The organism is Acidovorax sp. M2(2025), assembly GCF_049330835.1.
In the GTDB taxonomy this organism is placed as follows: Bacteria; Pseudomonadota; Gammaproteobacteria; order Burkholderiales; family Burkholderiaceae_C; genus Acidovorax.
Window position 1 is genome coordinate 3,440,749 of sequence record NZ_CP186262.1, and the last position, 18,056, is coordinate 3,458,804.

An 18,056-nucleotide genomic window follows, 5' to 3' on the forward strand; every position below is an offset into this window, starting at 1 on the left:
CGCAACCCGGCATGCGCCCCGCACAAGGGGCTCGCGCCACCCGCCCTCGCCGCCGTTAAAGAGCCATCAAGCGACGGCCCCGGCAGCCTGCAGCGCCGTCACGTCGTCGGCCGTGTAGCCCAGGCCCTGCAGCAGTTCGGCCGTGTGCTGGCCCAGGCGGGGCGGATCGCTGCGCACGTCCAGCCGCTGGCCGGCCATGCGCAGCGGCATCAGCGTGACCTGGGCCGACTGGCCCGCGCGCTCACCGTCGGGCAGCGTGATGTCCGCCAGGCCGCCCGTTGCCTGCAGGTGCGGGTCGTCAAACAGCTCCTCGGGCCGGCGGATGGGGGCAAAGGGCAGGCCGTGGCGCTCAAAGATGGCCGCCAGTTCGTCGGCCGTGTGGCGCGCCAGACGCTCGCGCAGCACGGGCATCAGCGTGGGGCGGGCGCGCACGCGGTCGTTGTTGGTGGTAAGGCGGGCGTCGGCCTTCAAATCGGCATAGCCCATGGCGTCGCAGAAGGTTTGCCACTGCGCATCGCTCACGGCGGCCAGGAAGATCTGCCCGCCGTCCTTCACGCTGAACACGTCGTACACGGCCCAGGACGAGATGCGGTCGGGCATGGGCGCGGCCGGCTTGCCGGTGACGGCGTACTGCATCATGTGCTGGCCGACCAGGAAGACGTTGTTCTCGAACAGCGCGGAGTCCACCTCCTGCCCGCGCCCGGTGATGCCGCGCTGCATCAGCGCGGCCATGGCGCCGATGGCGCCGAACATGCCGCCCATGATGTCGTTCACGCTGCTGCCCGCACGCAGCGGGTCGCCGGGGCGGCCGGTCATGTAGGCCAGCCCGCCCATCATCTGCACCACTTCGTCCAGCGCGGTGCGGTGCTCATACGGGCCGGGCAGGAAGCCGGTGTGGTTCACATAGATGAGGCGCGGGTTGGCCTGGCTCAGCGCGGCGTAGTCCAGGCCGTACTTGGCCATCACGCCGGGCTTGAAGTTCTGCGCCACCACGTCGGCCGAGGCCGCCAGCTTGCGCGCCACGTCCAGTCCTAGCGGGCTGCGCAGGTCGATGGCAATGCTCTTCTTGTTGCGGTTGAACATGGGGAAGAAGCCCGCCCCGGCGCCCAGCAGGTGGCGCGTGCGGTCGCCATCCACGGGCTCGACCTTGATCACCTCCGCCCCCAGGTCGGCCAGCACCATGCCGCAGGTGGGGCCCATGACCATATGGGTGAACTCCACCACACGCAGGCCTTCAAGCGGCAGGCGGGCTGTGGAAGGGGCTGCGGGTGTGTCGTGCATGGTCAGAGCGTCTGGTGAAAAGAAAGAAGGTCCGGAAGTCGCTGCCGCGCGCAGCGCCATGGGTGTGGCATTTTGCGGCACCCCGGCCTGCTGCGGACTGCCACGCGGGCATGACCCGCCGCAGTGGCCGGTGGTTCCACGCGCTGGGGGCGCGGCAGCAAGCCCCGAAGCCCGTTGCGCCGGCGGGCTTGGGCCGCCCCCGCCCCCGCGGGGCATGGCGGGCGGGAGGGCCGGCCGGGGCCAGGCGCCCGGAGACCACCGAACCGACTCCAGGGAACCGTGGCCGGATTGCAACAGTTTCTGCGCCGCCGGGCGTTTTTCCGGGGCTAGCGCATACGTGGTGTACGTTCTGAGCTACTAAACTTGTAGCAAAACAGGTTCCGCGCTATAGTCGCAGCGCATCGGCGGGCCCGGACCGCGCCCGCCCGACCTGACTGAATCGAACCGATCCAACACTTGCGCGAGGAGAAGCGTCCATGAGCTCCAAAGAAAATGCCGCCATCAACCAGTTGTTCGAGCGCCTTGAATGCCGTTATGCGCTGCGCGTGCTGTGGGCGCTGAAGGACGGCCATCCCCAGACGTTCCGCCTGCTGCAGGACAGCGTGGGCGGCATCACTCCCAACACGCTCAACACCCGCATCAAGGAACTGCGCGAGGCCGGCTTCGTGGACCATGGCAGTGACGGCTACACGGTCACGCCCTCGGGCGCCGATCTGCTCAAGCGCCTGTCGGACGTGCAGGCGTTCGCCACCCGCTGGGTGGCCGGCCGCGCCAAAAAGCCCTGAGCCGCCCGCGCCTACCGCGCCGGCGCAGCCCCTGCCGCACGGCATGGCCGCTAGAATTTCGCCTCCAATAGCTTCTACCGCTCACCGCAACAGCGCTAGAAGCTATATTTTTAATAGCAATCGAGGAGCATTTCCATGGCACTGACCACCACCCCGTCCGGCCTGCAGTACGAAGACACCACCGTGGGCGACGGCGCAGAGGCCACCAAGGGCCAGAACGTGTCGGTGCACTACACCGGCTGGCTCTACAACAACGGGGAGCAGGGCGCGAAGTTCGACTCCAGCCGCGACCGCAACGATCCGTTCCAGTTCGCGCTGGGCGCCGGCATGGTCATCAAGGGCTGGGACGAAGGCGTGCAAGGGATGAAGGTGGGCGGCCAGCGCACCCTGATCATCCCCGCAGCCCTGGGCTACGGCGCGCGGGGCGCGGGCGGCGTCATCCCGCCCAATGCCACGCTGAAGTTCGACGTGGAACTACTGAAGGTCGGCCGCTGAACCCCGGGGCGCGGCCCCAGACATGCGACCAGGCGGCCATTTCGGCCGCTTTTTTTGCTGCGAAAAAAGCCGGGACCAGCCCTGAGACCCCGGGGCCATGGCGCGTGCGTTGCCAGCCTCAGTCGAACAGCGCCTTGTCCAGGCGCTCGAACTTGGCGTCCCCCACGGCTTCGCGGATCTTGGGGGCCAGCGCTGCCAAGTCCTCGAAACTGCCCGCGCCCTCGACGGCCAGATTCAGCCGGAACCCCCGCAGTCCCAGGCCAGCCGTCAGCTCGGTGGCAATGGGGTAGGCCGCCTGGTACCGCTCCTTGGGGGAGCGGCCCGACCCTTCCACCGGCGCCTCGGTCCCTGCGCCATAGGCTGAATCGGCAGGTGGCGCCTCTCCGGCGCCTGGCGCCCCGTTGCCTGCGGCCGCAGCGGAGGACGAGAGAGAGGACGATGGGGAGGCGGCACCCGCGGGCGCGGCGGGCGGCACCGCAGCCCCCGCGCCGGACAAGGGCGCCAGCAGCCCCTGGGCAATCATGGCCTGGACATCTTCCTGCGTGATGCCCATGGCCGCCGTGGCCGCAAGGACTTCGCCGGTGGAGCGCTTCCCGTCAAAAAGAATGAAGGCCGACCGCTGGCGCGATGTCAGACTGCCGTGGCGGTCCTTGAGGGCGGCCTGCCCTGCCTGCGTTTTGACGAGAACCATGCGCCTCCTCGAAAGAATATGGGCGGGAAGCCCCGGTGGCAGCGGGCCCGCCTGCCCCATCGGCGCCACATTGGCGCACCTTGGAGGATCCGGGCCCGGGGCCTGCTGGGAAATCTCTCGGGCCCAGATTCTCACGAGTGCGCCCCCTTGTTAATCGGGGTTTACGCACAATCCGCAAGGCGGCCGCGGACAAGGTCCCTGCCCGGCCCCCCCCTACATCTCGGAGCGAATGACCGGCTGGGGCGGGCCTGGCCGGGTCCACCAGCTCACCAGCGCCGCCACCACCAGGCCGGCGGGTACGCCAAACACCCCGGCGGAAATGGGCTGGATGCCGAACCAGAGCCCATCGGCCAGCACCCAGTTGGCCAGCGAGCGCATGGCCGACACGTGGGAAAGCATGTAGTACACCGCCACGCCCAGCCCCGCCAGCATGCCCGCCACCGCGCCCTGCCGCGTGGTGCCGCGCCAGAAGATGCCCAGCACCATGACGGGCACGAACGCCGAGGCCGCCAGCGAAAACGACGCGGAGACCATGGGCAAGATTTCCGAAGGCTTGAGGGCCGCCACGAACGCCGCCGACAACGCCACGGCGAGCAGCGCAAACTTGGTGAGAATCACCCGCTGCTCGGGCGATGCCTGGCGCTGGCTGTCCTGGAAGTACAGGTCGCGCACCAGGGCGTTGCTGATGGTCAGCAACAACCCGTCGGCCGTGGAGAGCGCCGCGGCCAGCCCCCCGGCGGCCACCAGCCCCGACACCACGTAGGGCAGCCCCCCGAGTTCCGGCGTCGCCAGCATGATGAGGTCGGCCCCCAGCCGGATTTCGCCAAACTGGACGATGCCGTCGCCGTTCACGTCTTCCACCGACAGCAGCGAGCTGTCCACCCGCGCCCACTGCGCCATCCAGTTGGGCAGGGCCTCGAAGCTGCTGCCCACCAGGTTCTGCATGACCTCGAACTTCACCAGCACCGCGAGCGCGGGCGCGCTGAGGTACAGCAGCGCAATGAAGAACAGCGACCAGGCCACCGACGCCCGGGCCGCCGACACCGAGGGCAGCGTGTAGTAGCGCGTGAGCAGGTGCGGCAGCCCCGCCGTGCCCACCATGAGGCAGAACATCAGGGCCAGGAAGTTGCGCCGCGTCAGCTCGTAGTCGCGCTGTTCTTCGGGCGTTCCGTTCGGATCGCCCACATAGGCCTGGCTCTGCAGCGGCAGCCCGCCCAGGGGGCGCGCGCGTTCGTAGTTCTCGCGCATCTCCCGAGTCCAGCGTTCGCGGGCCGTGGCGGCGTCGCGCGGCAGGGCCGCCAGTTCGCGGCTGGCGGTCACGATCAGGCCCACGTCGGCGTTCTGGGCGCGCAGGGTGCGGATGCGCTCCCGGCCTTTTTCGCGCTCACGCTCCAGGGCGCCTTCCACATCTTCCAGGCGCGCCTCGAAGTCCTGGGCGCGGCGCAGGTAGGTCTGCACCACCTGGTGTTCCGCGGGCGAGTCCAGCAGCTGGGCCTCCAGGTCGGCGATCTTGCTGATCTGCTGCCCGTAGACCAACGGCGCAAGCGGGTTGCCCAGCTGCTTGTAGGCCAGCCAGGACACGGGGATCAGGAAGGCCAGCAGCAGCACCACGTACTGCGCCACCTGCGTCCAGGTGATGGCCCGCATGCCGCCCAGAAAGGAGCACAGCAGCACCCCGCCCAGCCCCAGCATGATGCCGATCTCGAACTGCACGCCCGTCAGCCGCGAGGCGATCAGCCCAACGCCATAGATCTGCGCCACCACATAGGTGAACGAACACAGCACCGCCGCCAGCGCGGCGATCACCCGGGGCCAGCGCCCGCCGAAGCGGACGTGGAAGAAGTCGGGCACGGTGTACAGGCCCATGGCGCGCAAGTGCGGTGCGATCAGCATGGCCACCAGGCAGAAGCCGCCGGTCCACCCCAGCAGATAGGCCAGCCCCCCGGCCTGCCCGGGCGTGCCGGAAAAGCCCTGCAGGTACAGGGCCCCGGAAAGGCTGATGAACGAAGCCGCGCTCATCCAGTCGGCCGCCGCCGCCATGCCGTTGTACATGGGCGGAATGCGCCGGCCCGCGACGTAGTATTCCTCCGCATCCGTGGTGCGGCCGTACACACCGATCCCGGCGTAGACCATGACGGTGAGGAACAGGAAAATCGGGCCGATCCAGTGGCGCGAAAGGCCCTGGCGTTCGGCCCAGGTCATCAGGGCCAGGAAGGCCAGCACCCCGGCCACGTACAGCGCCAGAATGCGGTGCAGCCGCCACAGGTAGGCGCGCTGGCCGCCGTCGCCGCTCCGCTGGGGGTCGGTCATGGCGTGGGAGCGCTGCGCTGCACGGCTTCCGCCAGGGCCTGGCCGGGGTCCGCAGCGGCCTGGCGCTCGGCATCCTGGCGCTCGAAGCGGTTCATGGCCCAGCCATACACCACCACGATGCCCATGAACACCAGCACCGCGCCCTGGGCCGCGATCCAGTAGCCCAGCGGCCAGCCGCCAAACACCAGGCCCTCAAGGTCCCGGGCGAAGTAGGTGGCGACAAACGACACCAAAGCCCACAGCAGCAGCAGCGCGGCCTTGAGCTTCAGGTGCCGCACATCGTGCAGGTCCGGCGGGAACGGGCCGGCCAGCTCGATGTCGGCAGACCGAGGGGGCATCATGGACGGGGCGCTCCCGGCAGGAGCACGGTGGGAGCCGCCAGCCCATCCATGGTGGTTTCGCCCGCCGCTCAACTGGCCAGCTGTTGCCAGGTGGCGATCACGCTGTCAGGGTTCAGCGAGATCGACGAGATGCCTTCGCGGGCCAGCCACTGGGCAAAGTCCGGGTGGTCGCTGGGGCCCTGACCGCAGATGCCGATGTACTTGCCCTGGGCACGACAGGCCTTGATGGCCTGGTGGATCAGCGCTTCCACGGCCGGGTCGCGCTCGTCGAAGTCCTTGGCCAGCAGCTCCAGGCCGGAATCGCGGTCCAGGCCCAGGGTGAGCTGGGTCAGGTCGTTGGAACCGATGGAGAAGCCGTCGAAGAATTCCAGGAAGCGCTCGGCCAGGATGGCGTTGCTCGGCACTTCGCACATCATGATGACCTTGAGCTCGTCCTTGCCGCGCTCCAGGCCGTGGCTGGCCAGCAACCGGGTCACGCGCTCGGCCTGGCCCAGCGTGCGCACGAAGGGCACCATCACCTGCACGTTGGTCAGGCCCATGTCGTTGCGCACGCGCTTGAGCGCTTCGCATTCCATGGCAAAGGCCTCGCCGAAGTCCTCGCTGATGTAGCGGGCCGCACCGCGGAAGCCCAGCATGGGGTTCTCTTCCTCGGGCTCGTAGCGGCTGCCGCCGATGAGCTTGCGGTACTCGTTGGACTTGAAGTCCGACAGGCGCACGATGACCGGCTTGGGCCAGAAGGCGGCGGCGATGGTGGCCACGCCTTCGGTGACCTTGTCCACGTAGAAGGCGCGCGGGCTGGCGTGGCCGCGGGCCACGGACTCGACGGCCTTTTTCAGGTCGGCATCCACGGCGGGGTAGTCCAGGATGGCCTTGGGGTGCACGCCGATGTTGTTGTTGATGATGAACTCCAGCCGCGCCAGGCCCACGCCGGCGTTGGGCAGCTGCGCGAAGTCAAACGCCAGCTGGGGGTTGCCCACGTTCATCATGATCTTGGTGCTGATGGCGGGCATCTCGCCGCGCTGCACCTCGGTCACTTCGGTTTCCAGCAGGCCGTCGTAGATCTTGCCGGTGTCGCCTTCGGCGCAGCTCACGGTCACCAGCGTGCCGTCCTTCAGGCGCTCGGTGGCGTCGCCGCAGCCCACCACGGCCGGAATGCCCAGCTCGCGGGCGATGATAGCCGCGTGGCAGGTGCGCCCGCCGCGGTTGGTGACGATGGCGCTGGCGCGCTTCATCACCGGCTCCCAGTTGGGGTCGGTCATGTCGGTGACCAGCACATCGCCGGGCTGGACCTTGTCCATCTCGCTGATGTTGTGCACCAGCCGCACGGGGCCGGTGCCGATCTTCTGGCCAATGGCGCGGCCCTCGGCCAGCACGGTGCCCGTGCCCTTGAGCTTGAAGCGCTGCTCGGCCTGGCCCTTGGACTGGCTCTTCACCGTCTCGGGGCGGGCTTGCAGGATGTAGAGCTGGCCGTCGGTGCCGTCCTTGCCCCATTCGATGTCCATGGGGCGGCCGTAGTGCTGCTCGATCACCAGGGCGTACTGCGCCAGCTGCTGCACTTCGGCGTCGGTCAGCGAATAGCGGTTGCGCTGCTCGGTGGGCACGTCGATGGTCTTGACCAGCTTGCGCGTGGCGGCCTTCTCCTCGGGCGTGGAGAACACCATCTGGATCAGCTTGCTGCCCAGGTTGCGGCGGATCACGGCCTTCTTGCCGGCCTGGAGCATGGGCTTGTGCACGTAGAACTCGTCAGGGTTCACCGCGCCCTGCACCACCGTCTCGCCCAGGCCGTAGCTGCTGGTGATGAACACCACGTCTTCAAAGCCGGATTCGGTGTCGATGGTGAACATCACGCCCGCGGCGCCCAGGTCGGAGCGCACCATGCGCTGCACGCCGGCGGACAAGGCCACCACGTCGTGCTCGAAACCCTTGTGCACGCGGTAGGAGATGGCGCGGTCGTTGTACAGCGACGCGAACACTTCCTTCATCTTGTGCATGACTTCTTCGATGCCCACCACGTTCAGGAAGGTTTCCTGCTGGCCGGCAAAGGAGGCGTCGGGCAGATCCTCGGCCGTGGCGGACGAACGCACGGCAAACGATGCGGCGGGGTTGCCCGCGCTCAGCTTGGCGAACTCGTCGGCAATCGCCTTTTGCAGGTCGGCCGGGAACGGCTGGGCCTCCACCATGGCGCGGATCTCGGCGCCCACCTGGGCGAGCGCGCGCACGTCTTCGGTGTCCAGGCTCTTGAGCTTGGCGCTGATGCGGTCGGCCAGGCCGTCGTGCTTAAGGAACTCGCGAAACGCGTGCGCCGTGGTGGCGAAGCCCGTGGGCACGCGCACCCCTTGGGGCAGCTGCGAGATCATTTCGCCGAGGCTGGCGTTCTTGCCGCCAACGACCTCGACGTCGGTCATTCTCAGGTTTTCAAACGGTACGACCAGGGCGGTCGGGCTGAAAAGTGCAGACATGGGAAAGCTCCAGAAGTTGAAACTGGGTCTGCATGCCGGGCCCTGCGGGGCTCCAGGCAAGCGCCCATGCACAGCCGGCTGTGGCTTTGTCGTTGTGGTTGTAGGCCGACGGCGAGCATGGTGAGAATTGGATAATTGCGGCAATTGTAGGCCCGCGCCTCTGGCAACGGGCTGACGCTTTCACAGAACTTGCGTCCGACGCTAGAACGCCACCCGCCCGGGCCGGCTACCCCGTTTGCGCAAGTTCACTGCAAAAACAAGGGCTCACATGCACTCGCGCACCGTATTTTTCGTGTCAGACGGCACCGGCATCACCGCCGAAACCTTTGGCAACGCCATCCTGGCCCAGTTCGACATGAAGCCGCGCCACGTACGCCTGCCGTTCATCGACACGGTGGACAAGGCCCACCAGGCGGTGCGGCAGATCAACCACACCGGCGAGGTGGAGGGCAAGAAGCCGGTGGTCTTCACCACGCTGGTGAACATGGAAGTGCTCAAGGTGATCCAGGACGGCTGCAAGGGCATGCTGCTGGACATGTTCGGCACCTTCGTGCACCCGCTGGAGCAGGAGCTGGGCATCAAGTCGCACCACCGCGTGGGGCGCTTTTCCGACGTGAGCCGCAGCAAGGAATACACCGACCGCATCGAGGCCATCAACTTCAGCCTGGCCCACGACGATGGCCAGAGCAACCGCGACCTGGCCGGTGCCGACGTGATCCTGGTGGGCGTGAGCCGCAGCGGCAAGACGCCCACCAGCCTGTACCTGGCGATGCAATGCGGCCTGAAGGCGGCCAACTACCCGCTGATTCCCGAAGACTTCGAGCGCCGCCAGCTGCCGCCCGCGCTGGCGCCGTTCCAGCGGAAGATCTTCGGTCTGACCATCAGCCCCGAACGCCTGGCCGAGATCCGCAGCGAACGCCGCCCCAACTCGCGCTATGCCAGCCTGGAGAACTGCCGCACGGAGGTGGCCGAAGCCGAGGCCATGATGCGCCGCTCCGGCATCCGCTGGCTGTCCACCACGACCAAGTCCATCGAGGAAATCGCCACCACGATCCTGCAGGAGATCCGGCCGGAGCGGCTGGTGTACTGAGGCGAAGGCACTGCGGCTGGCGTACGGAGCGGGCGGGCCGCGGCCGCTCACCCAACGAAAAAGCGGCGCCGAAGCGCCTCTTTTGCTATGTATTTAATAGCTGCCAGCGCTTTACCATCAAGCGCTGGAGGCCATTTTTTGCACCAACCCGTCAAGCAGGCTGGGCTTCGCGCTGCGGCACTGCCGCCGCGGCCGCCACTGGCATGCGGATCAGGTGGTCGAATGCGCTCAGTGCCGCCTTGGCGCCGTCGCCTGCGGCGATCACGATCTGCTTGAACGGCACCGTGGTGCAGTCGCCCGCCGCAAACACGCCGGGAATGTTGGTGCGGCCGTGCGCGTCCACGATGATCTCGCCGAACCTGGACAGCTCCACCGTGCCCTTGAGCCATTCGGTGTTGGGCACCAGGCCGATCTGCACGAACACGCCTTCCAGGGCCACGGTGTGCTCCACGCCGGTGGCGCGGTCCTTGTACTTCAGGCCGTTCACCTTGCCGTCGGCGCCGGTGATCTCGGTGGTCTGCGCATTGGTGTGGATGGTCACGTTGGGCAGGCTCTTGAGCTTGTTGACCAGCACGGCGTCGGCCTTGAGCTGGTCGGCAAACTCGATGAGCGTGACGTGCGCCACAACGCCGGCCAGGTCGATGGCCGCCTCCACGCCGCTGTTGCCGCCGCCGATGACCGACACGTGCTTGCCCTTGAACAGCGGGCCGTCGCAGTGCGGGCAGTAGGCCACGCCCTTGTTCTTGTACTCGGCTTCGCCGGGCACGTTCACGTTACGCCAGCGGGCACCGGTGGACAGGATCACCGTCTTGGCCTTGAGCGAGCCGCCGTTGGCCAGCTGCACCTCCACCAGCCCGCCGGGCTGCGCGGCAGGAATGAGCTTGTCGGCACGCTGCAGGTTCATGATGTCCACGCCATAGGCGCGGGTGTGGGCTTCGAGCGCTGCGGCGAACTTGGGGCCGTCGGTTTCGAGCACCGAGATGTAGTTCTCGATGGCCAGCGTGTCGTTCACCTGGCCGCCAAAGCGCTCGGCGGCCACGCCGGTGCGGATACCCTTGCGGGCGGCGTACACGGCGGCTGCGGCGCCTGCGGGGCCACCGCCGACGATGAGCACATCATACGGGTCCTTGGCGCTGAGCTTGGCGGCTTCGCGGGCGGCGGAGCCCGTGTCCAGCTTGGCCACGATCTCCTCCAGCGACATGCGGCCCGAGCCGAACACCTCGCCATTGAGAAACACCATGGGCACGGCCATGATCTCGCGCTGCGTGACTTCGTCCTGGAAGGCGCCGCCTTCGATGACGGTGGTCTTGACCTGGGGGTTGAGCACGGCCATCAGCGACAGGGCCTGCACCACGTCCGGGCAGTTGTGGCAGGTCAGGCTCATGTAGACCTCGAAGTTGAAATCGCCTTCGAGCGCCTGGATCTGCTCGATCACGTCCTGCTCGACCTTGGGCGGGTGGCCGCCCGTCCACAGCAGGGCCAGCACCAGCGAGGTGAACTCATGGCCCAGCGGCAGGCCGGCAAAGCGCAGGCTGTTGCTGGCGCCCACGCGCTGCAGGCTGAACGAGGGCTTGCGCGCATCCGTGCCGTCGGTGCGCAGGGTGATCTTGTCGCTGCGCAGGGACTGGATGGTGGTGAGCAGCTCGCGCATGTCGCGGGCCGTCTCGCTGTCGTCCAGGGACGCCACCAGCTCAAACGGCTGCTGCACGCGCTCCAGATAGGCAGCGAGTTGGGTCTTGAGTTGTTCGTCGAGCATGGTGGTGTCCTTTGAAATTCGAGTTGTACTGTCTGGGAGGTTGATGCCAGAAGGGCTGCAGTGCAAGCCTGCTGGTCAACGTCCGGGCGTAAAAAAGCCGGACGGCATGGCGCGGGGCGCCATGACGCTGTCCGGCTTTTGGGGGCCGATAAAGGCGGCTAGAAGGTGGGAGTGAGTCCGGCGTGCCCGAGCGGGCCGCACAAACGTGCTCCATCTAGGCGCAAAGCGGAGACATAGCTTGGGCTATGGCGAGCATTTGCAACGACGAGGGTGCGCGTTTTTGCGGTACGAGCGGGCATGGTGGGCTCTCTCACACCTTCTTAAATCTTGCCGACCAGGTCCAGCGAAGGCGTCAGGGTCTTGGCGCCTTCCTTCCACTTGGCGGGGCAGACCTGGCCAGGGTTGGCGGCGGTGAACTGGGCAGCCTTGAGCTTGCGCAGGGTTTCCGACACGTCGCGGGCGATTTCGTTGGAGTGGATTTCCATCGTCTTGATCACGCCATCGGGATTGATCACGAACGTGCCGCGCAGTGCCAGGCCTTCTTCAGGGATGTGCACGCCGAACGCGTTGGTCAGCTGGTGCGTGGGGTCGCCCACCAGGGGGAATTTGGCCTTGCCCACGGCGTCGGAGGTTTCGTGCCACACCTTGTGCGAGAAGTGCGTGTCGGTGGTCACGATGTACACCTCGGCACCGGCCTTCTGGAACTCGGCGTAGTTCTCGGCAGCATCTTCGATTTCGGTGGGGCAGTTGAAGGTGAAGGCTGCGGGCATGAAGATCAGCACGGACCACTTGCCCTTCAGGGTGGCTTCGGTCACTTCAATGAACTCACCCTTGCCATTGCGGTTCACGAAAGCGGTGGTCTTGAAGGGCTGAACTTGCGTATTGATCAGGGACATTGCTGTTTCCTTAAGGGGTTGGTTGACAGAACAGGACTGAAGTTTAGGCACTTTCAAACCATCAATCCAATTAATTGATTGCATTGAATCAATTACCAATGACTATAGAACACCGCCGGCGGCCTTTCCATGACAACCCTAGTGCACCTCAAAAAACACAGGATGTGAACGCGAACGCCTATCAGCATCACCCGCAGCCCGCGTGTCGCAGCAGGGGCTTGCCTTGCGCCGCTTGATGCGGGTCACGACAATCAACGCCGAATTCACCCATACAAGGAGCCCCCATGAAAGGCGACGCACAGGTCATCGGCCATCTGCAGGCCCAGCTCAAGAACGAACTCACGGCCATCAACCAGTATTTCCTGCACTACCGGATGCTCAAGCACTGGGGCTTCGACAAGCTTGCCAAGAAGGAATACGCGGAATCCATCGGCGAGATGAAGCACGCCGACTGGCTGATGGACCGCATCTTCATGCTGGACGGCCTGCCCAACCTGCAAGACCTGGCCAAGATCCAGGTCGGCGAAGACGTGCCGGAAATCCTTGCCTGCGACCTGCGGGCCGAGCAAGGCGCGCAAGCCACCATCAAGGACGGCATCGCCCACTGCGAAAGCGTGCGCGACTACGTCTCGCGCGACCTGCTCCAGAAGATCCTGGACGACACCGAAGAGCACATCGACTTCCTGGAAACCCAGATCGAACTGGTCGGCAAGGTCGGCCTGCAGAACTACCTGCAGTCGCAAATGGGCGAAGCCGACTGACCGGCGGCGCGGCGCCCGCCGCACTGCCACCAGCACCACGGCGGGCTTCGGCCCGCTTTTTTTCGCCCCGCCGCGGAAGCAAGCCCACACGTTTGTTGCACCTGCACATCACTTGGGGTCGCGCCTTGCTGTTTTCAAATGCGAATGCTTCTCAACAAAAGTACAATTCCCGCAAACCGCTGGGCTAAGAATCTGTTCAAGCCCCGCCGTTGCCCCCTTTCACCGTAGCCAGCCAGTCAGCCGGGCCGCCCAGGCCGCTGCAGCCAGCGCAGTACGTCCACCGTACCCCAGCCTGGAGCCTTGACTGATGCTGCGCACTGCCAGCCCCTGCCGCGCGGAATCCGCGCCCCGCCCCTCGCGCCCGGCACACAGCCGCCGCAACGGGTTGCCCGCCTGCGCGGCCTTGCCGGAGCCGCGTTCATGAAGACCGCCCGCGTGGACTGGCGCTACCGCCTCGCGGTGGCGTCGCGCACGGCGGCGGCCGCGGCCGGCGGCTATGCCCTGGCCGCAGCGTTCGCGGCCGCGGGCTCGCTGGCGCTCCAGCCGGCCATGCCCCGCGTGGAGGCGGTGCTCACGGCCACCATGCTGGCCTGGGTGGCCTATGCCCTGGCGGCAGGCTGGGCCTTCTATGCGCGGACCGCCTGGGGCGCGTGGTGCGGCACGCTGCTGCCCGCGCTGGTGCTGGGCGCCGGCGCCATGGCACCGCAGTGGCTGGCCGGGAGCGCGCCATGACCGCCGCACACCTCCAGCGCGAAGGCCTGCGGCAGGCCATGTCATGGCTGCACACATGGGCGGGGCTGGTCCTGGGCTGGCTGCTGTTTGCGATCTTCCTTACCGGCACGCTGTCGTTCTTCAAGAACGAATTCAACCTGTGGATGCAGCCCGAAATGCACGGCCTGCCCGCCCCGGGCGCCGACGTGGCCCAGAAGTCGCTGGACGCGCTGGTGCGCCAGGCGCCCAACGTGACGCAATGGATCATGCACCTGCCCGACGAGCGCGACCCGGCGGTGAACCTCTTGTGGCGCGACCAGGCGAACGGCCGCTTTGAAACGCTGCGCATGAACCCGCAGACCGGCGAACCCGTGGACGCCCGCAAGACCCTGGGCGGCGAGTTCTTCTACCGCTTTCACTTTGAACTGCGCACGGCCCAGAAAGGCCGCTGGGCCCTGCAGGGGCGCTGGGTGGTGGGCGTGGCCACGATGCTGATGTTCGTGGCGCTGATCACCGGCGTGGTCACGCACCGCCGCATCTTCAAGGACTTCTTCACCTTCCGCCCCGCCAAGGGCGGGCAGCGCGCCTGGATGGACGCGCACAACGTCACGGGCGTGCTGGTGTTGCCGTTCTATCTGATGATCACCTTCAGCGGGCTGATGATCTTCCACACGCTGTACCTGCCGGCCGGCATCGCCACGGCGTACAAGACCGGCAAAGGCGTGGATTCCAACGCCTACTTTGCCGACCTGCAGGGCGAAAAAGCCGACAGCCGCGTGCGCCGGGGCGCGACCGACAAGCTTGCGCCGCTGCCGCCCATGGTGCTCGCGCCCATCCTGGCGCAAGCCAGCGCACGCTGGCACGGCGGGCGCATCGGCAGCGTGCAGGCCCGCCGCGACGCCCAGGGCCGGGCGGTGGTCGAAGTGGCCCGCCACGATGGCGACCGCCTGCAGTACCGCCCGCCCCGCCTGCTGTTCGATGCCACCACGGGCCAATGGCTGGACCATGCCGATGCCACCGGCCCCGCCGCCACCACCTATGGCGTGCTGTACGGCCTGCACATGGCGCGCTTTGCCGGCCCGGGCTTGCGCTGGGCGCTGTTCGGCTTCGGCCTGCTGGGCAGCCTGATGATCGCCACGGGCATGGTGCTGTGGTCGGTCAAGCGCAGCGCCAAGGCCCAGGCAACCACCGGCCGCAGGGGCGCCGCAGCCGCTGGCGCCGCGCCCGCCGTGGCGCCCTTTGGCGAACGGCTGGTGGCTGCTATCAACATCGCCACGCTGGCCGGCCTGCCGCTGGCCTGCGGCGTGTACCTGGCGGCCAACCGCTGGATTCCCGTGGGCTTGGAGGGCCGTGCCGACGCGGAGCTGGCATGGTTCTTTGGTGCCTGGGGCGCCGCGCTGCTGTGGGCGCTGGCCTGCACGGTGGTGCGGCCCAGCCGCATGGGCTGGTCGGTGGCGCTGGGCGCCGCCGGTCTGGTGTGGACGGCATTGCCCGTGATCAATGCACTGACCACGCACACCCACCTGGGCGTGACCCTGCCCGCCGGTGAATGGGTGTGGGCGGGCATGGACCTGTCGTTCCTGGCCACGGGCCTGCTGCTGGGATGGCTGTCGTGGCGGCTGCGCCCCGGCCGTGCGCCCCAAAAGAAGGCCGCGCGCGCCGCGGCGGCCCCGACGGCGCTCGCCGCAGCGCCGGATGTTTCGACCTCGGGGGCCTGATCCATGTCCGCCTTCCTGCTTTGCTATGCAGCCTGGTCGGCCATCGCGCTGGGCATGGACCGCCACCACGAGGACGCGCTGGGTCACCAAGGCGCAGCGCACCACCGCAGGCACCTGCGCCACGCCGGCGGGCTGCTGCTGGCGCTGTCGCTGTGGCTGGCGGCGCGGCCGCCCGGGGAGGTGCCCGCCTCGCTGGGCGTGGCGACCTGGGCCGTGGCGCTCAGCGTGGCCGCCCTGGCCGTGACGGCCGCCGTGACCTGGCAGCCGCGGCGCACACCGGCCCTGGGGGCCGCGGCCCTGGTGGCGGGCCTGCTCGTGCGGGCCTGGGGCGGGTAGCGCCGCCCCGCCGGCCATCCACCGGCCACCCACCGACCACCCGCCGACCACCTGCCTGGCCCCGCGCCAGCCGTTTCCGTTCCAGCTTGCAAGCGTCCCCGCCAGGGCCGGCCGCCGGCCCGCGCGAGGCACCGCCTGCGGGGGCTGCTCTTGTTCTCCTGCTTTTGTTTTGTATCTGCGCTGCGCACACACCGAAGGAAAAAACCATGCACGCATCCGTTTCTACCCACCAACCCCCATCGCTACGCCCGCTGGCCGCCGCCTTGCTGGCCGCGTTCTGCGGCACGGCCCTGGCGCAAAACGCCACCCCGGCCGGTACGCCCCAGACGCTGGGCGAAGTCACCGTGCAGTCCACCACCGGCGACGACGGCTATTCGCCTGCCGCCAGCACCTCGGCCACCAAGGGCAGCGCGCCGCTGCGCGACGTGCCCCAGGCCGTGAACGTGGTGCCCGAGCAGCTGTTGCGCGACCAGGGCGCGCGCTCGATGGAAGACGCACTGCGCAACGTGCCCGGCGTGGCCATGAGCCACGGCGACGGACAGCGCGACCAGGTGGTGATCCGCGGCTTCACGGCCATTGCCGACCAGTTTGTGGACGGCGTGCGCGACGACGCGCTGTACTTCCGCGACCTGGCCGACATCGACCGCGTGGAGGTCCTCAAGGGCCCCGCCGCCGTGCTGTACGGGCGCGGCTCGTCCGGCGGCCTCATCAACCGCGTGACCAAGAAGCCCAGGTTCGGCGAGACCTCGGGCGAGGCATCGCTGGGTCTGGGCAATTACGCCTGGCGCCGCGCCACGGCCGACGTAAACGTGGGCATCAGCGACACCGCCGCGTTCCGCATCAATGCCGCCGTCGAGGACTCGGGCAGCTACCGCGACCAGCAGTTCGTCAAGCGCCACAACTTCGCCCCCTCACTCGCGCTCAAGCTCGCCGCGCAGACCGACCTGCTGCTGCAGTACACCAACGCACGCGACAAACGCCTGACGGACTTCGGCATCCCCGCGCTCAATGGCCGCCCCGTCAACGTGCCCGCCAGCACCTACTACGGCTCCAGCAACGCCGCGCAGGACGACACCACCACCAGCACCATGCAGTCGTTCGCGGCCACGCTGAACCACCGGTTCAACGACGACTGGTCGGTGCGCAATGTCACGCGCGTGTACGACTACACGCTGGACCGCTACAACACCCTGCCCGGCGGCACCACCGACCCGGTGAACCTCACCGTGGGCCGCACGCGCTCGTTCATCCTGCGCGACGAAAAGGGCTTCTTCAACCAGACCGACGTGACCTGGCGCAACCAGCTGGGCGGCTTGCAGCAAGAGTGGCTGATGGGCGTGGAACTGGGCCAGCAGAAGAAACGCGCCGAGTCCGTTGCGGGCGGTGCGGACCGCGTGCCGATCTTCAACCCCAACAACCGCCCCGCCCCGGCCATCCCGGCCGCCAACTACAACGCCGACGGTGCCATCCCCAGCCACACCACGCAGGACACGGCCGCGCTGTACTGGCAAAACCAGATCACGCTGGCCCCGCAGTGGAAGGCACTGGTGGGCGCGCGCTACGACGTGTTCGGGCAAGAGACCACGTTCGACCGCAAGCTCAGCGCCCTCTCGCGCACCGACAAGAAGCTCAGCCCCCGCGCGGGCCTGGTGTGGCAGCCCAGCGAGTCGGTGTCGTACTACGTGTCGTACAGCAAGTCGTTCCAGCCTTCGGCCGAGGCGTTTGCCCTGGCCACCAACAACACCGGCGCCGAGCCCGAGATCACCGAGAACAAGGAAATCGGCGTCAAGCTCGACCTGCTCGATGGCCGCCTGAACGTGACCGGCGCGCTGTTCAACCTGGAGCGCAGCAACATCAAGAACACCGACCCGGCCAACCCCTCGCGCCAGATCAACGTGGGCACGCAACGCACCAACGGCCTGGAGCTGACGGCCAACGGCCGCCTGCCCGGCCGCTGGGACGTGAGCGCAGGCTATGCCTGGCTGGACGGCCGCATGACGCAATCCCTGGCCACCACCGGCTCGCTGCAGCTGCCCACCGCCAACGTTCCCGCGCAAGGCAAGGTGCCCGCACTCACGCCGCGCAACTCGGCGTTCCTGTGGGCCATGAAGGACCTGGGCCACGGCCTGCGCGTGGGCGGCGGCGTGAACTACGTGGGCGCGCGCTTCACCTCGCTGACGAACCTGGTCACCCTGCCCGCCTACACCACGCTGGACGCAGCCCTGCAGTACACGCTGGGCCAGTGGGACGTGGACGTGAACGTGAAGAACCTCGCCAACCGCAAGTACTACGTGTCGGCCCACGGCAGCAACGACAACCTGATCCTGCCGGGCTCGCCGCGCGCGGTGCAGGTAACGCTGCGCACGCGGTTCTGACGCCGCTTGCCCGGACAGCCAGCCTCTCAGGCACACCAAAAATTTCAAGCC

Annotated in this window: 15 protein-coding genes; 8 read left to right on the forward strand and 7 right to left on the reverse strand. The window is 67.7% G+C overall.

Features of this window, described 5'->3' with window-relative positions:
* Positions 1–66: 66 nt before the first annotated feature.
* Entirely contained in the window at positions 67–1,281 is a 1,215-nt protein-coding gene (locus tag ACOYR3_RS15930; protein ID WP_422843302.1) for a CaiB/BaiF CoA transferase family protein, read from the reverse strand.
* 476 nt (positions 1,282–1,757) lie between these two features.
* Here ACOYR3_RS15930 and ACOYR3_RS15935 point away from each other — a divergent pair, with 476 nt between their 5' ends.
* Positions 1,758–2,066 carry a winged helix-turn-helix transcriptional regulator gene (locus ACOYR3_RS15935; RefSeq protein ID WP_291486138.1) on the forward strand — a complete coding sequence of 103 codons (309 nt, stop codon included), beginning with the start codon at positions 1,758–1,760 and terminating at the stop codon, positions 2,064–2,066.
* Between the two features lie 135 nt (positions 2,067–2,201).
* Positions 2,202–2,561 carry an FKBP-type peptidyl-prolyl cis-trans isomerase gene (locus ACOYR3_RS15940; protein ID WP_422843303.1) on the forward strand — a complete coding sequence of 120 codons (360 nt, stop codon included), beginning with the start codon at positions 2,202–2,204 and terminating at the stop codon, positions 2,559–2,561.
* Between the two features lie 118 nt (positions 2,562–2,679).
* Here the strand turns inward: ACOYR3_RS15940 and ACOYR3_RS15945 are convergent, their stop codons facing one another.
* From ACOYR3_RS15945 to ppsA, 4 genes are all read right to left on the reverse strand, one after another.
* Positions 2,680–3,252, reverse strand: a complete 573-nt coding sequence (locus ACOYR3_RS15945; RefSeq protein WP_422843304.1) for a hypothetical protein — start codon at positions 3,250–3,252, stop codon at positions 2,680–2,682.
* 213 nt (positions 3,253–3,465) lie between these two features.
* Positions 3,466–5,562, reverse strand: a complete 2,097-nt coding sequence (locus ACOYR3_RS15950) for a VC_2705 family sodium/solute symporter (protein WP_422843305.1) — start codon at positions 5,560–5,562, stop codon at positions 3,466–3,468.
* Positions 5,559–5,900, reverse strand: a complete 342-nt coding sequence (locus tag ACOYR3_RS15955) for a DUF4212 domain-containing protein (protein WP_422846608.1) — start codon at positions 5,898–5,900, stop codon at positions 5,559–5,561. The genes ACOYR3_RS15950 and ACOYR3_RS15955 overlap by 4 nt, the downstream gene beginning before the upstream one ends.
* Positions 5,901–5,971: 71 nt before the next feature.
* The gene (gene ppsA, locus ACOYR3_RS15960; RefSeq protein ID WP_422843306.1) at positions 5,972–8,362 is read right to left on the reverse strand and encodes a phosphoenolpyruvate synthase; all 2,391 of its coding nucleotides are present in this window, start codon (positions 8,360–8,362) and stop codon (positions 5,972–5,974) included.
* A gap of 268 nt (positions 8,363–8,630) precedes the next feature.
* On the opposite strand from ppsA, the gene ppsR reads away from it, so the two are divergent.
* Positions 8,631–9,452, forward strand: coding sequence for a posphoenolpyruvate synthetase regulatory kinase/phosphorylase PpsR (ppsR, locus tag ACOYR3_RS15965; protein WP_422843307.1), 822 nt, complete (start codon positions 8,631–8,633; stop codon positions 9,450–9,452).
* Positions 9,453–9,603: 151 nt separating this feature from the next.
* Here ppsR and ahpF read toward each other — a convergent pair whose 3' ends face one another.
* On the reverse strand, positions 9,604–11,208 hold the full coding sequence (ahpF, locus tag ACOYR3_RS15970) for an alkyl hydroperoxide reductase subunit F (RefSeq protein ID WP_422843308.1): 1,605 nt from the start codon (positions 11,206–11,208) through the stop codon (positions 9,604–9,606).
* 320 nt (positions 11,209–11,528) lie between these two features.
* The gene (gene ahpC / locus ACOYR3_RS15975; protein WP_422843309.1) at positions 11,529–12,104 is read right to left on the reverse strand and encodes an alkyl hydroperoxide reductase subunit C; all 576 of its coding nucleotides are present in this window, start codon (positions 12,102–12,104) and stop codon (positions 11,529–11,531) included.
* Positions 12,105–12,388: 284 nt separating this feature from the next.
* Here ahpC and bfr point away from each other — a divergent pair, with 284 nt between their 5' ends.
* From bfr to ACOYR3_RS16000, 5 genes are all read left to right on the forward strand, one after another.
* Positions 12,389–12,865 carry a bacterioferritin gene (gene bfr, locus ACOYR3_RS15980; protein WP_422843310.1) on the forward strand — a complete coding sequence of 159 codons (477 nt, stop codon included), beginning with the start codon at positions 12,389–12,391 and terminating at the stop codon, positions 12,863–12,865.
* A 420-nt stretch (positions 12,866–13,285) separates the two neighbouring features.
* Entirely contained in the window at positions 13,286–13,597 is a 312-nt protein-coding gene (locus ACOYR3_RS15985) for a DUF3649 domain-containing protein (protein ID WP_422843311.1), read from the forward strand.
* Positions 13,594–15,294 (forward strand): PepSY-associated TM helix domain-containing protein, encoded by a 1,701-nt coding sequence (locus ACOYR3_RS15990; protein ID WP_422843312.1) that lies wholly within the window; start codon positions 13,594–13,596, stop codon positions 15,292–15,294. Before ACOYR3_RS15985 ends, ACOYR3_RS15990 begins: the two co-directional genes overlap by 4 nt.
* 3 nt (positions 15,295–15,297) lie before the next feature.
* Positions 15,298–15,630: a DUF3325 domain-containing protein gene (locus tag ACOYR3_RS15995; protein ID WP_422843313.1), complete on the forward strand. Its 333-nt coding sequence runs from the start codon at positions 15,298–15,300 to the stop codon at positions 15,628–15,630.
* A gap of 206 nt (positions 15,631–15,836) precedes the next feature.
* The gene (locus tag ACOYR3_RS16000; protein WP_422843314.1) at positions 15,837–18,005 is read left to right on the forward strand and encodes a TonB-dependent receptor; all 2,169 of its coding nucleotides are present in this window, start codon (positions 15,837–15,839) and stop codon (positions 18,003–18,005) included.
* The last annotated feature ends 51 nt before the right edge of the window (positions 18,006–18,056 follow it).

Bases quoted from the DNA above. Each gene is read 5' to 3' on its own strand.
- ACOYR3_RS15930 (WP_422843302.1), bottom strand. From the start codon at position 1,281: ATGCACGACACACCCGCAGCCCCTTCCACAGCCCGCCTGCCGCTTGAA.
- ACOYR3_RS15935 (WP_291486138.1), top strand. From the start codon at position 1,758: ATGAGCTCCAAAGAAAATGCCGCCATCAACCAGTTGTTCGAGCGCCTT.
- ACOYR3_RS15940 (WP_422843303.1), top strand. From the start codon at position 2,202: ATGGCACTGACCACCACCCCGTCCGGCCTGCAGTACGAAGACACCACC.
- ACOYR3_RS15945 (WP_422843304.1), bottom strand. From the start codon at position 3,252: ATGGTTCTCGTCAAAACGCAGGCAGGGCAGGCCGCCCTCAAGGACCGC.
- ACOYR3_RS15950 (WP_422843305.1), bottom strand. From the start codon at position 5,562: ATGACCGACCCCCAGCGGAGCGGCGACGGCGGCCAGCGCGCCTACCTG.
- ACOYR3_RS15955 (WP_422846608.1), bottom strand. From the start codon at position 5,900: ATGCCCCCTCGGTCTGCCGACATCGAGCTGGCCGGCCCGTTCCCGCCG.
- ppsA (WP_422843306.1), bottom strand. From the start codon at position 8,362: ATGTCTGCACTTTTCAGCCCGACCGCCCTGGTCGTACCGTTTGAAAAC.
- ppsR (WP_422843307.1), top strand. From the start codon at position 8,631: ATGCACTCGCGCACCGTATTTTTCGTGTCAGACGGCACCGGCATCACC.
- ahpF (WP_422843308.1), bottom strand. From the start codon at position 11,208: ATGCTCGACGAACAACTCAAGACCCAACTCGCTGCCTATCTGGAGCGC.
- ahpC (WP_422843309.1), bottom strand. From the start codon at position 12,104: ATGTCCCTGATCAATACGCAAGTTCAGCCCTTCAAGACCACCGCTTTC.
- bfr (WP_422843310.1), top strand. From the start codon at position 12,389: ATGAAAGGCGACGCACAGGTCATCGGCCATCTGCAGGCCCAGCTCAAG.
- ACOYR3_RS15985 (WP_422843311.1), top strand. From the start codon at position 13,286: ATGAAGACCGCCCGCGTGGACTGGCGCTACCGCCTCGCGGTGGCGTCG.
- ACOYR3_RS15990 (WP_422843312.1), top strand. From the start codon at position 13,594: ATGACCGCCGCACACCTCCAGCGCGAAGGCCTGCGGCAGGCCATGTCA.
- ACOYR3_RS15995 (WP_422843313.1), top strand. From the start codon at position 15,298: ATGTCCGCCTTCCTGCTTTGCTATGCAGCCTGGTCGGCCATCGCGCTG.
- ACOYR3_RS16000 (WP_422843314.1), top strand. From the start codon at position 15,837: ATGCACGCATCCGTTTCTACCCACCAACCCCCATCGCTACGCCCGCTG.